15 protein-coding genes are annotated in these 16,220 nt (G+C 70.5%); 7 read left to right on the top strand and 8 right to left on the bottom strand.

What is annotated here, in order from left to right; all coding sequences use genetic code 11:
• Both FJV41_RS38685 and FJV41_RS38680 read right to left on the bottom strand, forming a co-directional pair.
• On the bottom strand, positions 1–1,017 hold a 1,017-nt coding region (locus tag FJV41_RS38685; protein ID WP_141647635.1), incomplete at its 3' end, for a ComEC/Rec2 family competence protein.
• Positions 1,014–2,249 carry a ComEC/Rec2 family competence protein gene (locus FJV41_RS38680; RefSeq protein ID WP_141647636.1) on the bottom strand — a complete coding sequence of 412 codons (1,236 nt, stop codon included), beginning with the start codon at positions 2,247–2,249 and terminating at the stop codon, positions 1,014–1,016. The genes FJV41_RS38680 and FJV41_RS38685, both read right to left, overlap by 4 nt.
• Before the next feature lie 114 nt (positions 2,250–2,363).
• Between FJV41_RS38680 and deoC the strand changes: the two genes are divergently transcribed.
• From deoC to FJV41_RS38660, 4 genes are all read left to right on the top strand, one after another.
• Complete coding sequence (gene deoC / locus FJV41_RS38675) at positions 2,364–3,197, top strand: deoxyribose-phosphate aldolase (RefSeq protein ID WP_141647634.1); 834 nt, start codon at positions 2,364–2,366, stop codon at positions 3,195–3,197.
• A gap of 15 nt (positions 3,198–3,212) precedes the next feature.
• Positions 3,213–3,605, top strand: a complete 393-nt coding sequence (locus FJV41_RS38670; protein ID WP_141647633.1) for a TraR/DksA family transcriptional regulator — start codon at positions 3,213–3,215, stop codon at positions 3,603–3,605.
• Between the two features lie 68 nt (positions 3,606–3,673).
• Complete coding sequence (locus FJV41_RS38665; protein WP_141647632.1) at positions 3,674–5,401, top strand: phospho-sugar mutase; 1,728 nt, start codon at positions 3,674–3,676, stop codon at positions 5,399–5,401.
• A gap of 77 nt (positions 5,402–5,478) precedes the next feature.
• Positions 5,479–6,120 (top strand): hypothetical protein, encoded by a 642-nt coding sequence (locus tag FJV41_RS38660; RefSeq protein ID WP_174453063.1) that lies wholly within the window; start codon positions 5,479–5,481, stop codon positions 6,118–6,120.
• A 19-nt stretch (positions 6,121–6,139) separates the two neighbouring features.
• Here FJV41_RS38660 and FJV41_RS38655 read toward each other — a convergent pair whose 3' ends face one another.
• The 5 genes from FJV41_RS38655 to FJV41_RS38635 form a co-directional block, all read right to left on the bottom strand.
• Positions 6,140–7,222 carry a sensor histidine kinase gene (locus tag FJV41_RS38655; RefSeq protein WP_246137688.1) on the bottom strand — a complete coding sequence of 361 codons (1,083 nt, stop codon included), beginning with the start codon at positions 7,220–7,222 and terminating at the stop codon, positions 6,140–6,142.
• Between the two features lie 421 nt (positions 7,223–7,643).
• Positions 7,644–8,573, bottom strand: coding sequence for an ABC transporter permease (locus tag FJV41_RS38650; protein ID WP_141647629.1), 930 nt, complete (start codon positions 8,571–8,573; stop codon positions 7,644–7,646).
• Positions 8,566–9,711, bottom strand: a complete 1,146-nt coding sequence (locus tag FJV41_RS38645; RefSeq protein WP_141647628.1) for an ABC transporter permease — start codon at positions 9,709–9,711, stop codon at positions 8,566–8,568. The genes FJV41_RS38650 and FJV41_RS38645 overlap by 8 nt, the downstream gene beginning before the upstream one ends.
• On the bottom strand, positions 9,704–11,248 hold the full coding sequence (locus FJV41_RS38640; RefSeq protein ID WP_141647627.1) for an ABC transporter ATP-binding protein: 1,545 nt from the start codon (positions 11,246–11,248) through the stop codon (positions 9,704–9,706). The genes FJV41_RS38645 and FJV41_RS38640 overlap by 8 nt, the downstream gene beginning before the upstream one ends.
• A gap of 53 nt (positions 11,249–11,301) precedes the next feature.
• Complete coding sequence (locus FJV41_RS38635) at positions 11,302–12,495, bottom strand: BMP family lipoprotein (RefSeq protein ID WP_141647626.1); 1,194 nt, start codon at positions 12,493–12,495, stop codon at positions 11,302–11,304.
• A gap of 78 nt (positions 12,496–12,573) precedes the next feature.
• Here FJV41_RS38635 and FJV41_RS38630 point away from each other — a divergent pair, with 78 nt between their 5' ends.
• The gene (locus FJV41_RS38630) at positions 12,574–13,878 is read left to right on the top strand and encodes a thymidine phosphorylase (protein WP_141647625.1); all 1,305 of its coding nucleotides are present in this window, start codon (positions 12,574–12,576) and stop codon (positions 13,876–13,878) included.
• 74 nt (positions 13,879–13,952) lie between these two features.
• Here FJV41_RS38630 and FJV41_RS38625 read toward each other — a convergent pair whose 3' ends face one another.
• Entirely contained in the window at positions 13,953–14,702 is a 750-nt protein-coding gene (locus FJV41_RS38625) for an SDR family NAD(P)-dependent oxidoreductase (RefSeq protein WP_141647624.1), read from the bottom strand.
• Between the two features lie 152 nt (positions 14,703–14,854).
• Here FJV41_RS38625 and FJV41_RS38620 point away from each other — a divergent pair, with 152 nt between their 5' ends.
• Together FJV41_RS38620 and FJV41_RS38615 are read left to right on the top strand one after the other, a co-directional pair.
• A complete protein-coding gene (locus tag FJV41_RS38620; RefSeq protein WP_141647623.1) occupies positions 14,855–15,466 on the top strand; it encodes a TetR/AcrR family transcriptional regulator in 612 nt (203 codons plus the stop codon).
• Between the two features lie 102 nt (positions 15,467–15,568).
• Positions 15,569–15,979 (top strand): SET domain-containing protein-lysine N-methyltransferase, encoded by a 411-nt coding sequence (locus FJV41_RS38615; protein WP_141647622.1) that lies wholly within the window; start codon positions 15,569–15,571, stop codon positions 15,977–15,979.
• Positions 15,980–16,220 lie beyond the last annotated feature (241 nt).

Raw genomic sequence — 16,220 nt, 5'->3', positions numbered from 1 at the left:
GGGCAGGGGCTTGCCCGCCCAGAAGTCCGGCTCCGGCGTGGGGCCCTGACCCGGATGCGTGTAGCGCGTGTCGCTGGGGCTTCCCTGCGGCAGTCGCTCGGGCGTGACGACCAGTGACTTGCCGTCGCTGACCACCTGCACCTCGCCATCCACGTCGGTGCGGAACACCTGGACGTGCGCGGCCTTCAAGCGCTCCAGCGTGGCGGCGGCGGGTGCCTTGAAGGGATTGTCGGCGCCCACGGAGATGACCGCTGCGCGGGCGCCCACGCGGGCGAGGAAGGGCGCGGTGGTTGCGCCCGCGAGCCCGTGGGCCCCCACCTTGATCAGCGTGGACTGGATGGGGACCTCTCGCGCGAGCAGGTACTCCTCCGTCTGCGCGAGGGCGTCACCGGCGAAGAGCACCGACGTCTCGCCGTAGGAGAGCCGCATGACGATGGAGTTGATCTCCAGCGTGGCCTCGGACGCCTCCAGGAGCGGCTCGCTGGGGGCTCGGGGCCAGAGGATGGTCAGCGACACTCCGTCCCCCAGGTTGATGCGCTGGGGGGCATTGGGCGTGGACGTCGGCGGTGCGGGCGAGACAACCTGGATGCGGCGCCCGCTGATGGAGGTGAGCAGGGCGTCGTACTCGCGCGGCGCCGAGGGCAATTGCGGCTCCATCAACTGTCGCGCGCCCACGCGCCGCAGCACCGGGTCCAGCGCTCCGTGGTGGTCGTTGTGCGGGTGGGTGAGGATGACCAGGTCCAACTGCTTGACGAGCAGCTCCGGGAGGCGGTTCACCAGGTGGCCCGCGGCCTTCTCCGGGCCCGAGTCCACCAGCACCGTGTTTCCCGTGGGGGAGACGATGAGGGCGGCGTCCCCCTGGCCCACGTCGAAGAAGTAGACGTGCAGCTTCCCGTCGGGGGCGTTGCCGAAGTAGCGCTTGGCCTCCGTGGCACGCGTGGCGGACGGGTCCGGCGATTCCTTGCAGGCCGCCAGGGCCAGCAGGGTCCCCAGCAGGGCGAGATGGCGCGGGCTCATGGGTGACAATCCTCGGCGGGGCGACGCTCGCGCAGGGCGGCTTCGCGGTTCAGGAAGAGCGTGCGTTCAGACTTGGAACGCTTCAGCGTGGAGCACGTCTCGCGGTGGAACACCTTGCTGCCCTTGAGCCCCACGTAGGGGCCCTGTCCCTCGGTGTTCGCGGGCGTCGAGCCTCGCTCACCGGGTGCGGTTCCAGGTGAAGGGGCTTTCACCTCGTCTCGCGGTTCGACGGTGCCGCGCCCCGGCCGGGAGTGGCCAGGCACGACGGGTCCGAGCGCGATGGGGCCCGGGGTGATTCCGCCCGGAACGACGAGCAGCGCGCCGGTGCCTCCGTTCGCCCGCAGCGTGACGGTATGGCCGTCGCTGGCGGCAACCACTTCGCCATCACGGTCCGTGCGCAGCACGTGCGCGCCGACGGCGTCGAGTCGCTCCAGCGTCTCTCGCGCGGGATGGCCGTAGTCGTTCTTGGCGCCACAGGAGATGACGGCGGCCTGGGGCTTTGCCGCGGCGAGGAACGCGGCCGTGGAGGAGTGCCGTCCGCCATGGTGGGCGACCTTCAGCACGGTGGTGGTGAGGTCCAGGGGGCGCTGGAGCAGGGCGGCCTCGGTGTCCGGCTCCGCGTCGCCGACGAGCAGGAAGGCCGTCCTCCCGTACGTCAGCTTGGCGACGATGGAGTTGGAGTTGGCGTCCGAGCGTGTTCCCACGAGGAAGGGCTCCTTCGGCGCGCGCGGCCAGAGCACGGTGAGCGAGACGCCCTCACCCAGGCCGATGGTGAGAAGGGAGTCCGGCGTGGCGGGATTGGGCTCCGGGTTCATCACCTGGCCCACCGACTCGCCGACGAAGCCGAGCAAATCCCGGTACGCCTCGCTGGGATGGTTGAAGCCCGGGTCCATGAAGCGCCGGGCGCCGACGGCGCGCAGCGCGTCCGTGAGCCCGCCCAGGTGGTCCAGGTGTGGGTGGGTGAGGATGACCAGGTCGAGCGGCCCCGTCACCAGGGTGCGCAGGCGGGCGGCGAGTCGTTCCCGGGCCTCGGGAGGGCCGCCGTCGATGAGGACCGTCTTGCCCGTGGGGGAGATGACGAGCGCGGCGTCGCCCTGGCCCACGTCGAAGAAGTGGACCGTGAGCGGCCTGGTGTCGGTGCTGGGAGTGGGAGGGGAGGGTGGGCCCGCGGCGATGCCTGGATGCGCGGCGAGCAGGAGGGCGAGGAAGCTGGACAGCCGAAGACGGGACATCACGGTGCGGACTCTACCGCCACGTTCCCACCCTCGGCACCTCGGGTGCGAGCAGGAAACGCACGGGTCGCCCGCGCGCTTCCCGAGGACCTCGAAGTGGGCTAAGGGGCCGCCATGTCCGACTCCGAGGACCTCTTCAAGTACGTCGAGGAAATCGCCGACCAGGCCCGCCGCCGCGTTCAGGCGTTGACGGGCGCCCGGGAGGCCCCCCCCACCGACGCCGCTCCCGACGTCTTCACCCGCCACGGCACGGGGCGCGTGGACCCGGACTCCATCCGGTCCGCCTCGGACCTGGCGCCGTACATCGACCACACGCTGCTCAAGCCCGAGGCGCGCCAGGAGGACGTGGTGAAGGTGGCCGAGGAGGCGCGTCAGCACGGCTTCGCCACGGTCTGCGTGAACAGCTCGCACGTGGCCACCGTCGCCAGAATCCTCGCGGGCTCCTCCACGGTGCCCATCGCCGTGGTGGGCTTCCCGCTGGGCGCGGCGCTGTCGTCGGCCAAGGCGTTCGAGGCGCGCGAGGCCATTGAAGCCGGGGCGCGCGAAATCGACATGGTCGTCAACATCGGCGCGCTCAAGGCGAAGGACCACACGCTCGTGTTCACGGACATCGCCGCCGTGGTGAAGGCCAGCAGCCCGTTGCCGGTGAAGGTCATCCTGGAGACGGCGCTGCTGTCGGACGAAGAGAAGGTCTTCGCCTGCCTGCTGTCGAAGGCCGCGGGCGCCGCCTTCGTGAAGACGTCCACGGGTTTCAGTTCGGGCGGCGCGACGGTGGAGGACGTGTCGCTGATGCGCGCCATGGTGGGCGAGGACGTGGGCGTCAAGGCGTCCGGCGGCATCCGCTCGTCCGAGGACGCCATGAACATGCTGCGCGCGGGCGCCAACCGACTGGGCGCTTCCGCGTCGGTGGCCATCGTCACCGGCCAGGTTTCCACCGCGAAGTACTGACCCGGCGGAGCCGACGTGAACGCGAAACAGCGAGATGAACTCAAGGCGCTGCTGCTGGCGCTGCATGCCGAGCTGACCGAAAAGACGCCCTCGAGAATCGAGCCCAACCGCACCGATGAGGCGCGCATCGGCGGCGACGAGGACGAGCAGCCCCTCAACGAGATGATGCAGGCCATCGCCTCCAACCGGAACCGGAACATGGACGGCGTGCTGGCCCGCGTGCTCAAGGCGCTGGGCAAGCTGCGCGACGAGCCGGACTCCTTCGGTGAGTGCGAGGAGTGCGGGGATGAGATTCCGCTCGGGCGGCTGCGCGCCATGCCCTACGCGGAGCTGTGCGTGACGTGCCAGGGCGGCAAGGACGGCCCCAAGGGCCGCGCCACGCGTCGCAAGCTCACCGACTACAGCTGAAAAACTCCACCGGCGCGGCGAGGCTTGTCTTCCGCGCGCGCCCAGACCGTACGAGGCTTCGAGGCTCCATGAACGACACCGGACTGAGAGAGCGGGCGGAGGCGTGGCGCCTGGCGGACCCCGACCCCGCCACCGCCGACGAACTGGCGCGGCTGCTCGCCCAGGGAGACCTCACTGAACTGGCGGACCGTTTCGCCGGAGACCTGGAGTTCGGCACCGCGGGCCTGCGTGGCGTGCTGGGCGCCGGGCCCAACCGGATGAACCGCGCCGTGGTGCGCCGCACCACCGCGGGCCTGGCGCGCTACCTCAAGGAGCATGTGCCGGACGCCGCCACCCGGGGCGTGGTGGTGGGCCGTGACGCGCGCAGGCTGAGCGCGGAGCTGGCGGAGGACACCGCCGCCGTGCTCGCCGCCGAGGGCATCCCCGCCCACGTCTTCTCACCGCCGGTGCCCACGCCGCTCACCGCGTACGCCTGCCTCCACCTCAACGCCGCCGCCGCCATCATGGTGACGGCCAGCCACAATCCACCCGAGTACAACGGTTACAAGGTGTACTGGGGCAACGGCGCTCAAATCATCCCGCCGCACGACACGGGCATCGCCGCCGCCATTGCCCGGGTGGAGCCCGCCAACCGCGTGCCCCTGCTGACGGTGGCCCAGGCTCGCGAGCAGGGCCTGTGGCGCGACATCCCGGACTCGCTGGGCGAGGACTACCTGCGCGCCATCCTCGGGCTGCGCGTGCACAAGAAGGGCTCCGACACGCTGTCCATCGTCTACACGGCGATGCACGGCGTGGGCGGAGTCTGGGCGGAGCGGGCCCTGCGCGACGCGGGCTTCCCGCGCTTCACGCCCGTGGCCGAGCAGCAGATGCCCGACGGCCGCTTCCCCACGGTGCGCTTCCCCAACCCGGAGGAGCCCGGCGCCATGGACCTGTCTCGCGCCACCGCCGAGCGCGTGAAGGCCGACCTGGTGCTGGCCAATGACCCGGACGCGGACCGGCTGGCCGTCATGGCCCGCGAGGCGGACGGTGGGCTGCGCATGCTCACCGGCAACGAGGTGGGTGTACTGCTGGGCCACTACCTTTTGACGCAGGGGACGAAGCACGCTCGGCCACACGTCGTCACCACCATCGTCTCGTCGACGCAGCTGGGGGACATCGCCCGCTCGCTCGGCGCGGCGTATGACGAGGTGCTCACGGGCTTCAAGTGGATCGCCAACCGCGCGCTGGAACGCGAGCACGCCGAAGGCACTCAGTTCGTCTTCGGCTACGAGGAGGCGCTGGGCTACACCGCCGGCACCGTGACGCGGGACAAGGACGGCGTCGGCGCGGCGCTCGTCATGGCGGACCTGGCCGCGTGGTGCGAGTCGCGCGGCACCACCGTGCTCGGCTACCTGGAGGAAATCCAGCGCCGGCACGGCCTCTACGTCGGTGCCCAGCGCAACGTCACGCTGCCCGGCGCCGCGGGCGCGCAGGTCATCCGCGGCATCATGGACGCCTTCCGTGCCCGGCCTCCCTCCCACATCGGCACGGAGGCCGTGCGGGCCGTGCTCGACTACCAGCGGGGCGTGAATGGCCTGCCGCCGTCCAACGTGCTCGCGCTGGAACTGGAGGGCGGGGGCCGTGTCACCCTGCGTCCGTCCGGCACCGAGCCGAAGATCAAGTACTACTTCGAGCGCAAGGAGACGCCGGGTGCGGGTGAGCCCCTCGCCCAGGCCCGTGCTCGCGCCGAGGCCCGGTTGACCTCCTTCATCGACGCTTTTGTCGCGCTCGCACGTGAGCGTGGACAACCCACCTGAGTCTTGATTCACACCTCATCTCGCGCCTCGGTTCCCCCCTGGCCGCGCCTCGCGTGGCCCCCGTCGAAAGGATTCGTGTGAAGCGCCTCGTTCCTGGAGTCCTCCTCGCCTGCTGTCTGATGGCCCTTCCTGGTACCGCGCTGGCGCGGGGGCAGGGCTGGTCCGTGCTCGCCGCCGACACGCTGGGGCGGGGCAATACGGCGTTCTCCGGCCAGATTGGCTGGCCCGGCCTCACGCTGGGCGTGCTCCACGGCAGCTCGGAGCGCTTCGACATCGGCGGCAAGTTCAGCTTCAACTGGGGCCGCGAGGGCTGGGTGCGACACACCTCGCCCGGCATCAAGCTGCAGGCGTGGATGCGGCTGGAGCTGGCCAAGACGAACCAGGTCTCCTTCGCGCTCACCTTCCAGCCCGGGCCGCTCTTCTACTTCGACGACGGCGACACGGACGTGGGCCTGGCGCTGCCGGTGGCCTTCGTCGTGGGCATCCCCGTGTCCAGCGCGCTGATGGTGAACGTGGGCATCGACATGCCCTTCCACGTCTACTTCGGGGAGGGCATCGGCCCCGTCATCCCCATCCTGGTGGGCGGCGGGCTGGAGTACTTCATCGACAGCCGGCTGGCGGCCACCTTCAACCTGCGCATGGGCCCCTCGCTCATCCCCGACTGGGATGAGAGCGAGTTCGCCATGGAAGCCCTCTTCGGCATCGCCTACCGCTTCTAGGCGACGCGCCGGTTCGGGCCTACCAGGAGGACGTCTGCTCGGGCAGCTCCACCGTGAAGGTGCTGCCCAGGTTGACGCGGCTCTGCACCGTCAGCTTGCCGCCCATGGACTCCACCAGGGCGCGCGCCACGGTGAGGCCCAGCCCGGCGCCCTTCTCCGGCGGCTTCGTCGTGTAGTAGGGCTCGAAGACGGCCTGCAGCTCGTCCTCGAAGATGCCGATGCCCGTGTCCTTCACGAACAGGCGCGGGCCGAAGTCGCCGAACATGTCCGGCAGCTCCACGCCCACGTGAATGCGACGCGGCCGGTCCATCACGTCTTCCACGGCCTCCGCCGCGTTGGCGAGGATCTCCACCAGCACCTGCTCCAACTGGCGGCGGTTGAACACGACGGCGATGGGGTCCTCCGGCAGCACCACCGTCACTTCGGCGGCGCCCAGACGGCCGTTGCCCCGCACCCGCTCCACCACCCCGGGAACCAGCTCCCGCAGGTCGAAGCGCTGGATGTCCTTGGGGTTGGTGGGGCCCAGCGAGAGCAGGTGCTGGCCATACAGCCGCATCTGTTCGCCGGCGACACCCAGCTTCTTGAGCTCCTCCACGTCCGGCGGCAGGCCCTGCAGCGCGCGCTCGCGCACGTGCCCCAGCGCCCGCTGGAGTCCCTCGCCGATGTGACCCAGGTTCTGCGCGACATCCGCCGCCAGCGTGCCCACGCGCGCCAGCCGCTCCATCTCCACCCAGCGGGTGCGTGGATCCAACAGCTCCTCGGCCCGCTGCCCACCGCGGTCGCGGTGCGCCTTGAGCTCCAGCAGCGTGTGCACGCGGACCTTCAGCTCCAGCGGATCCAACGGCTCCGTGGTCAGCAGATCATCCACTCCGGCTTCCAGCACCTGTCGCCGCGTCTGGCGGTCCGCCCTGCGGGTCAGCATCAGCACCGGCACGGACAGCGCACCCAGCTCCGCCTGGAGCCGTCGGTACGCCGCCAGCCCATCCGTCCCCGGACGCTCCACGTCCAGCAGCACCAGGTCCGCGGCCTGTCGGGCCCCGCTCCCACGCGCTGGCAGGACGTCGTAGCCCGCGGGGGCCAGGATGGAGCACAGCCGCTCCATGCCTTCTGACTCCACGTCCACCGCCAAAACGCGGGGTCTGTACGTCTCGGTCGTTCCCGTCGTATCCAGCATCACCCACCCCCGCCGTGTTGACCGGACCGACCGGGCCCGGGTTTCACAAGGAGTCCCTCCGGACCTTGCGACAGATTGGATGAAGCCTCCCCCCCGGTGGCCTGATTCCAATCCGGCGCGGCCCGACCTGACCTCATTATGCGAGGCGCGTGCCGTCGTGATTTCCGACGCCCCGTGTCTCAATCCCGGAGAAACCCGGAGTTCCATCCAATAACGGCAGGGGGTTGGAGTGTCGTCTTTCTCCATCATCCGAAGGAGAGGACGTTGGCCACCAGACACCTGGGGGTCACTCCTGACCAGGAATCATTCTATACCCGGGTATGGAATGACTCGCACTGGTTTGGTGACCTTAGCGGGACTCCTGCTCGTATGGGACGCCGAGTGAGGCAGGGGTGCTGTTGCGCTGGCCCTGGAAGGTGAGGACCAGGAGGGTGAGGAGGTAGGGCAGCGCGAGCAGGACGCCCTGGGGGACGACGTCCAGGAGGCCCGGGGCGCTGGAGGCGAGTCCGATTCGCAGCGCGTTGCCGAAGGCGAAGAAGGCCGCGGCGAAGAAGGCGCCCAGGGGTGTCCAGCGGCCGAACACCATGGCGGCCAGGGCCATGAAGCCCAGGCCCGCGGGCGTGTGTTGCTCGAAGCGGTCCAGCACGGTGGTGGAGAGCACGGCGCCACCCAGTCCCGCGAGCAGTCCACCGCCCAGCACCGCGCCCCACCTCAAAGCGGGAACGGAAAGTCCCAGGGTGGCCACCGCGTGGGGCTTGTCGCCCACGGCGCGCAGGCGGAGTCCCAGGGGCGTGCGAGTCAACATCCCCTGGAGCAGCAGCGGCAACAACAGCGCCAGGTACGTGGGCGCGGCGTGGCCTGAGAGCGCGCCCAGCACGGGCACCGAGGCGAGCTCGGGCCAGTTCCAGGGGGCGAGCTGTTGGATGGGGGGCGTCCCGTTGGGCCCGAAGTGCGTCTCGAGCAGGAAGGTGCCGCCCGCCAGGGCCACGAGGTTGAGGGCGATGCCGGACACCACCTGGTCCGAGCGCCAGCGGATGCACAGGTAGCCGTGCACCGCCGCCAGCGTCGCGCCCGCGAGCATTCCGACGCCCACGGCCAGCGGCGTGGGCATGACGAGCGCGGCCACCGCGGCGCAGAAGGCGCCCACGCGCATCATCCCCTCCACGCCCACGGCGACGACGCCCGCGCGCTCGGAGAGCACCGCGCCCAGGGCGGCGAAGACGAGCGCGGGGGCCGCGTCCAGCGTGGCGAACAGGAGCCGGTGGATGATTTCAAGCATGGGGCACCTGCGCGGCCGGAGCAGGCGGCGCGGCCGTGGCGACTGTCGGGGTGCTTCGACGGCGCAGCGCCGCCAGCCAGATGAGGCGTCCGGCCACGAAGAGCAGGGCGAGGCCCTGGATGAGCTCGGGGAAGCTCTTGTGCACATCGAGCAGCTGCATGCGCGTGCCACCCGCTCGCAGCACACCGAAGAAGAGGGCCGCGGCGCCCACGCCCAGCGGGTGGTTGTTGCCGATGAGGGCGATGGCGATGCCGTCGAAGCCGTAGGGCGCGCCCAGCGTGCCCGGGTAGCGGCCCTCGGTGCCCAGCACGAGCACCGCGCCGGCGAGTCCCGCCAGTGCTCCGGCCAGCGCCATGGCGAACCCCGCGCGCCGCGCCACGGGGATGCCCGCGGCCCGCGCCGCCTCGTCACCCAGGCCCACCGCGCGCGTTTCGAAGCCGGAGCGGGTGCGCGCAAGCCACGCCCAGACCGTCACCGCCGCCACGACGGCGAGGATGAAGCCCAGGTTGAGGCGGGAGCTGTCACCCAGCAGTCGTGGAAGCTGCGAGGTGGGGTGGATCTCCGCCGTGCCGGAGATGGAGGCGCCGGCCTCGGCCACGCCGCGCAACGGCCCGACGACGAGCCAGTTGTCCACCAGCCGCACCGCCACCCAGTTGAGCATGATGGTGGAGATGACCTCGTGCACGCCCCGGTACAGCTTGAGCGCGCCGGCAATCCCCGCCCAGGCGGCCCCGGCCACCGCCGCGCCGAGGAGCGCGGCCGGGATGTGCAGGACGCCGGGCAGGGTCACGTGCGCGCCGACCACCGCGGCCGCGAGCGCTCCGAGCAGCATCTGTCCCTGCGCGCCGATGTTGAACAGGCCCACCTTGAAGGCCACCGCGACGGACAGGCCGGTGAGGGTGAGCAGCGCCGCCTTCATCGCCGCTTCGCCCAGGGGCCGGGTGAGGACGGTGACGGCGGCGCCCTCGATGAACCGGGGCCAGTCGCCAATGCCGCCCCAGAGCATCTCGAGATAGGCCGCCGTGGCGACCGCCGTGCCATCCGTGTCCCGGGTGAGGGCGATGAGCTGCCAGCACACCACCAGCGACAACAGCACCGACAGCACCGAGGGCAGGGCCTGCCGTGTCCGCTCACCCATGGGCCTGCTCCGCTCCCAGCATGCGACGTCCCATCTCCCGCTCGTCGTACTCGGCCCGGGTGAACTGGCCCGTCACGCGGCCCTCGAAGAGCACATAGACGCGGTCCGCCAGGGCCAGCACTTCTTCCAGGTCCAGTGACACCAGCACCACTCCCGTCCCCTGGGCCCGCGCCTCGCGCAGCCGCGCATGCACCTGCGCCACCGCGCCGATGTCCAGGCCTCGCGTGGGCTGCACCACCACGAGCAGACGCGGCCGGGCATCCAGCTCGCGCGCCACGACGACCTTCTGCTGGTTGCCACCCGACAGGGCCTGCAAGGGCAGGGTCGGCTCGGGCGGGCGCACGTCGTATGAGGCCAGGAGCGTCTGGGCCCGCTCGCGGCGCCCGGCGAAATCAATCCACAGGCCCCGCGCGAAGGGCGGCCCCGTGTGGCGTCCCAGGGCGATGTTCTCCTCCACGCTGAGCGCCTTCACCACCGCGCGGCGCAGCCGGTCCTCGGGCACGTGGCCCACGCCGCGCGCTCGCGCCTGGGCGGGCGTGAGCCCCGTCAGCGCTCCTCCGAGCAGCGTGCCGCGACCCGCGGTCAGCGGACGCAGGCCGGTGAGCACTTCGGCCAGCTCGCGTTGGCCGTTGCCGTCCACGCCGGCGATGCCGACGATTTCTCCCTCGCGCACCGCCAGGTCCACGCCGCGCAGCGCGGGGCACCCGTTGTCGCCTCGTGCCTGGAGTCCCGTTGCCTCCAGCAGGACGTCGCCGGGCTTCTCACCGCCGCCTGGCGCGGGCCTTCCGTCGTCCCCTCGCACCGGGAGCCCCACCGCTTCCATCAGGGCGTCGCTGGGGAGCTTCTCTCCCGAGGCCGCCGCGTGGCCCGTCACGGCGCGCTGGCTCTCGCCCACCATCAGGGCGGCCAGGGCCGTCGCCGAGGTCTCCGAGGGCCTCACCTCCGCCACCAGTCGGCCGCGCCGCATGACGGCGATGCGGTCCGCCACGCCGAGCACTTCCTTCAGCTTGTGGCTGATGAGCACGACGGTGCGCCCCTGCGCGACGAGGCCGCGCATGACGCGGGCCAGTTCGTCGGCTTCCTGGGGGGTGAGGACGGCGGTGGGCTCGTCGAGGATGAGCACCTGGGCACCCCGGTGCAGCGCCTTGACGATTTCCACCTTCTGCTGCGAGCCCACCGTGAGCGTGTCCACGCGGGCGCGCGGGTCCAACACGAAGCCGAAACGCTCGCAGGTGGCGGCGACCTCCCTGACGGCGCGCTCCCAGTCGAACAGCCCCCGCCGGGTGGGCTCGCGGCCGAGCACCACGTTCTCCGCCACCGTCAGCGTGGGCACGAGCATGAAGTGCTGGTGCACCATGCCGATGCCCAGGGCAATCGCGTCCCCAGGGCTCTTGAGGCGCACGGACCTACCGTCCACGGACACCTCGCCCGAGTCCGGATGGTAGAGCCCATAGAGGACGTTCATCAGGCTGGACTTGCCCGCGCCGTTCTCTCCCACCACCGCGAGCAGCTCGCCCGCGCCGATATCGAGGGACACGTCATCCAGCGCCGTGACGGCGCCGAAGCGCTTCTGGATATGTCGAAGGGAAATCAGGGCGCGGCGGCCTGGAAGGTGGCGAGGTCCGCCGGGACGGAAGGCACCTGGAGCTGTCCGGAGACGACGCGCTGGCGCAGCGCCTCCACCTTCTGGAGCGCCTCCGCCTTGCCCGGGAAGTCCACCCGGACCTCGGCCATGGCCACGCCGTTTTCCTTGAGGCCCAGCACCTGCTCGGTGGCGGTGAACTTGCCGTCCACCAGGTCCTTGGCGGCCTGGTACACGACCAGGTCCGTGTGCTTCAGCATGGATGTCAGGATGGCCTCCGGCGCCACGTGCGACTGGTCCGAGTCCACGCCGATGGCGTACACGCTCTTGCCGGCCGCGCGCGCCTCCTTCACCGCCTGGATGACGCCGATGCCGTCCGAGCCCGCGGCGTGGAAGATGACGTCCGCGCCCTTGGCGATGAGGTCCTGCGCCACCTGCTTGCCTGCGGCCATGTCGTTGAAGCTGCCGGTGTAGACGGACATCAGGGCCTGGGCCGCCTCGGGCTTCGTCGTCTTCACGCCGGCGCGATAGCCGACCTCGAAGCGCTGGATGAGGGGCACCTCGATGCCGCCCACGAAGCCGACCTTGTTCGTCTTCGTCACCAGCCCCGCCAGCGCGCCGACGAGGAAGCTGCCCTCGTGCTCCTTGAAGAGGACGGTGCGCACGTTGGGCAGCCGCAGCGTCTTGCCCTGGGCATCCAGCACCTGGCTGTCGATGAGCAGGAAGCGGGCCTGGGGGTTCTCCTGGGCGGAGCTGCGCACGGCGTTGGCCAGCAGGTAGCCGTTGCCGATGGTGAGCTGGGAGCCCCGGTCCACGAGCAGCTGGAGGTTGGGGACGTAGTCCTCCTGGGCCTTGCTCTGGAGGACGACGGGCTGGATGGGCAGGGGCTGGAGGGTGGACGCGATGGAGGCCAGGTGGCCGGGCAGGGACTTGCGCACGTCGTCGGGTGTGGCGTCCACGTACTTGCCGCCCTCGTAGCGCTTGCCGGCGGCCCACAGCTCCAGGCCGCGCAGGGCGGCGTCGTTGAACGAGTGATCACCCCGGCCGCCCACGTCGATGACGAGGCCCACGGGAAGCGGCTTCTTCGCCTCCTGCTGAGCGGAGGCAGGGGCCGAAGCGCCGGAGGGGGGCGTCTCTTCCTTCTGCTTGGAACAGGCGCAGAGGAGCGCCGTGAGGGCGAGGACCTGAAGGCGAAGCGTCATGGCTGGCTATCTACCAGATGCGGAGGCGCCTTTCGCGGAAGTGCATGGGGGCCCGGGTTCCTGGTATGGGCAGTCCCCGTGCAACCCTACGAGCTCATCAAGTCGAAGCGGGATGGGGGCCGGCTGGAGCCGGCTGACATCCGCGCGTTCATCCAGGCATATACGGCGGGAACGGTAGCGGACTATCAGATGGCGGCCATGTGCATGGCCGTCTTCTTCCGGGGGCTGGACTCCCGAGAGCTGGGCGCCTGGGCGCGCGCCATGCTGGAGTCGGGCGAGGTGTTGGACCTGTCCGACACCCCGGCCGTGAAGGTGGACAAGCATTCGACGGGCGGAGTGGGGGACAAGGTGTCTCTGAGCCTGGCGCCCCTGGCGGCGGCGTGCGGGGTGCCGGTGCCCATGATTTCGGGCCGGGGCCTGGGCCACACGGGCGGGACGCTGGACAAGCTGGAGTCCATCCCCGGCTTCAACGTGAATCTGTCGACGTCCGAGTACCGCCGGCTGGTGCGCGAGGTGGGCTGCTGCCTGATTGGCCAGACGGCGCAGGTGGCGCCCGCGGACAAGAAGCTCTACGCGCTGCGTGATGTGACGGCGACGGTGGACTGCATCCCGCTGATTGCGTCCTCCATCATGAGCAAGAAGCTGGCGGAGGGCATCGACGCGCTGGTGCTGGACGTCAAGGTCGGCAGCGGCGCGTTCATGAAGCGCGACGAGGATGCCCGCACGCTGGCCCGGACGATGATTGGCCTGGGCGCGGAGATGGGGCGCAAGGTCGTCGCGTTGCTGACGGACATGGACCAGCCGCTCGGGCGCAAGGTGGGCAACGCCCTGGAGGTGATGGAGGCGGTGGACATGCTCCGTGGCGAGGCCCCGGACGACTACACCGAAATCACCTACGCGCTGACGGCGGAGATGCTGGTGCTCGGCAAGAAGGCCGCCACCGTGGACGAGGCGCGCGAGAAGCTGCGCAAGTCCGTGGCGGATGGCAGCGCGCTGCGCAAGCTGAAGGAAATCGTCCTGTCTCAGGGCGGAGACCCGCGCTCCATCGACGACTACTCGCTCCTGCCCCAGGCGCGCTCCACGGTGGACGTGGTGGCGCCCCGTGGAGGGTATGTGACGGGCATCGACACGGAGGGAGTGGGCCTCGCGGGCGTGGCGCTCGGCGCGGGCCGTCAGCGGGTGGACAGCAAGATAGACCCCGCCGTGGGCTTCACCCTCTTGAAGAAGACGGGCGAGGCCGTGGTGAAGGGCGAGCCCGTGGTCCGCGTGCACTACAACGACGAAGCTCCGGTGGAGGGCGTGAAGGCCCGTCTGCTGGCGGCCTACCACTTCGGCGATGCCGCCCCCGCCCCCCGTCCGCTGGTGCGCGAGCGGGTGGAGTAGGGCGGCTCGGACCTCGAGCCCGCGCGGCTCGGGGTCCGGTGCCTGGCGCCTCGTGACGGTGATGGCCCGTGCGCCTACGCGCCGTGGCCGCCGTCGACGTTGAGCACGGTGCCAGTGATGTACGTGGCACCCGGGCCCGCGAGGAACACGATGCTGTCGGCGATCTCCTCGGGACGGCCGAAGCGGCCCAGGGCGATGGCCGCGTTGATGGCGGGCTTCATCGGCTCAAGGCCGGAGGACATGTCCGTGGCCGTGAAGCCCGGCTGCACCACGTTGACGGTGATGCCCTTGGGGCCCAGGTCTCTCGCCACGCCCTTGGTGTAGCCGACCACCGCTGCCTTCGTCGCCGTGTAGTCCGCCATGCCGGCCATGCCCACGCGCCCGGTGATGCTGGAGCCCACGGTGATGATGCGCCCGCCCTGGCCCATCACCTTGACCGCCTCGCGGATGGCCGCGATGACCCCGTGGACGTTGATGTTCTGCTGTCGCTCGAACGCCACCGCATCGCTTTCCGGGCTGTCGACCGCTCCTGGCGTGGCCACTCCCGCGTTGTTCACGAGGATGTCCAGCCGACCGAAGCGCTGGGTGACTGTCTGGACCAGCTTCGCTGCCTCCGCCGGTACGCCCTGGTCGGACTGGAAGGCCGCCGCCCGGACGCCTTGGGCCTCCAGCTCCCGCACGAGCGCTTGGGCCTTCTCCGCCGAGGCGACGTAGCTGATGGCCACATCCGCCCCTTCTTGCGCGAGCGCCCGCGCCGTCGCCGCGCCAATCCCCCGAGAACCCCCCGTCACCAGCGCCACCTTGCCTGCGAGCTTCTTGGCCATGTTCGTCATTCCTTCTGGGTTGTGTACTTGTCGGTACTGAATTGGACACACCCCGGCGCGGTCCCGCCCGAGCCCGGGCGCGGGATGTGTACCGATTGGTATAGATGTAGAGTCCTGGCCCGGAGTCGTCAAGGGGATTAGTATCGAACGGTATGAAACCGAAGACGGCAGCCGCCCAGGTGGGGCGTCCCCGGGGTTTCGACGTGGATGAGGCGTTGGACCGTGCGCTGCGCCTGTTCTGGCGGCAGGGGTACGAGGGCACCTCGCTGTCGGACCTGACGGAGCAACTGGGCATCAACCGGCCCAGCCTGTACGCGGCGTTCGGCAACAAGGAGTCGCTGTTCCGCAAGGCGTTGGACCGCTACGTCGAACGCCATCTGGTCCTCTATCGGGACGCGTTCGACAGGCCCACGGCCCGCGCCGCTGTCGAGCACCTGCTGCTCGGGCTGGCGGACGCGCAGACGCTGCCCCGGGAGCCCAAGGGCTGCATCACCGTGCAGGGCGCGCTGGTGAGTGGCGCGGATGCCGCCCCCATCCAGGGGGAGCTGGCGGCGAGGCGCGCGGCGGGAGAGCAGGCCCTTCGCGAGCGAATCGAGCAGGGGCAGCGCGAGGGGGACGTTCCGGCGCACGTCGACTGCGCGGACCTGGCGCGCTACTTCACCACCGTCTCGCAGGGCATGGCCGTCCAGGCGGCCACGGGAGCCAGTCGCGAGGACCTGCGGCGCGTGGCCCGGACCTCCCTGCTCGCGTGGCCGCCCGCCTGAGGAAGCTCGCGGTCCCCTCTGGTGGTCGAGGAGGCTTCGCTCGGTCCTTCACGTCGGCCCCGGAACGCGGCATCTTTCCGGCCCCAACGGCGGCAGGGACGCATGAACACGGGCGAAGCGCTGTATCTCCATCCAGGAGTGAAGGTCCGGCCCTGCGAGTGGGGCTTCGGCGTCTTCACCGATGAGTTCATCAAGGCGGGCGAACTCATCGAGGAGTGTCGCTACCTCAAGATGCTGCAGAAGCACACGCGGCATCCACCGCTCGACGACTACGTCTTCCAGATTCGCTGGGGCGAGCGCGAGCAGCAGCCCGCGGGGGACTGGGTCGCGCTCGTTCTGGGCTACGGCATGCTCTACAACCATGCCAAGGAGCCCACCGCCGCGTACTACCGCGCGGTGGACCGCGACATCTTCACCTTCTACGCCCTGAGGGACATCCACCCCGGCGAGCAGATCTTCATCAGTTACGGCGAGGAGTGGTGGGACACCCGGAACGAGGATGTCCCCCCTTGAGTCATCGGAGTGCGTCCGGGGCCGTGAGCGGGCCCTGGGGGCCGCCGGGTTCGACGCAGGGCGCAAAGAGGGGGCACTCCTGGTACAGGACATTCCTGGGGGAACCCACGCGGGGGATGAAATTCGGCGCCTCCCTGGCGGGTGGGCAAGCGTATGATGGGCGGCGGATGGTGCTTCATGGACACGTGACGCAGGCGGCCGTGGCCGTTCGTCGGGGGACCTGGGAGGGGGAGCCGAGGGT

It is taken from the genome of Myxococcus llanfairpwllgwyngyllgogerychwyrndrobwllllantysiliogogogochensis (genome assembly GCF_006636215.1).
Lineage (GTDB): Bacteria > Myxococcota > Myxococcia > Myxococcales > Myxococcaceae > Myxococcus > Myxococcus llanfairpwllgwyngyllgogerychwyrndrobwllllantysiliogogogochensis.
Note: the sequence above shows the minus strand (reverse complement) of the source record. Positions and strands in the feature narration are given on the sequence as shown.

Excerpts from the sequence above, each read along its gene's own strand:
- deoC (WP_141647634.1), top strand. The coding sequence starts at position 2,364 with ATGTCCGACTCCGAGGACCTCTTCAAGTACGTCGAGGAAATCGCCGAC.
- FJV41_RS38650 (WP_141647629.1), bottom strand. The coding sequence starts at position 8,573 with ATGCTTGAAATCATCCACCGGCTCCTGTTCGCCACGCTGGACGCGGCC.
- FJV41_RS38645 (WP_141647628.1), bottom strand. The coding sequence starts at position 9,711 with ATGGGTGAGCGGACACGGCAGGCCCTGCCCTCGGTGCTGTCGGTGCTG.
- FJV41_RS38680 (WP_141647636.1), bottom strand. The coding sequence starts at position 2,249 with ATGTCCCGTCTTCGGCTGTCCAGCTTCCTCGCCCTCCTGCTCGCCGCG.
- FJV41_RS38620 (WP_141647623.1), top strand. The coding sequence starts at position 14,855 with ATGAAACCGAAGACGGCAGCCGCCCAGGTGGGGCGTCCCCGGGGTTTC.
- FJV41_RS38625 (WP_141647624.1), bottom strand. The coding sequence starts at position 14,702 with ATGGCCAAGAAGCTCGCAGGCAAGGTGGCGCTGGTGACGGGGGGTTCT.
- FJV41_RS38635 (WP_141647626.1), bottom strand. The coding sequence starts at position 12,495 with ATGACGCTTCGCCTTCAGGTCCTCGCCCTCACGGCGCTCCTCTGCGCC.
- FJV41_RS38615 (WP_141647622.1), top strand. The coding sequence starts at position 15,569 with ATGAACACGGGCGAAGCGCTGTATCTCCATCCAGGAGTGAAGGTCCGG.
- FJV41_RS38665 (WP_141647632.1), top strand. The coding sequence starts at position 3,674 with ATGAACGACACCGGACTGAGAGAGCGGGCGGAGGCGTGGCGCCTGGCG.
- FJV41_RS38655 (WP_246137688.1), bottom strand. The coding sequence starts at position 7,222 with ATGGAGCGGCTGTGCTCCATCCTGGCCCCCGCGGGCTACGACGTCCTG.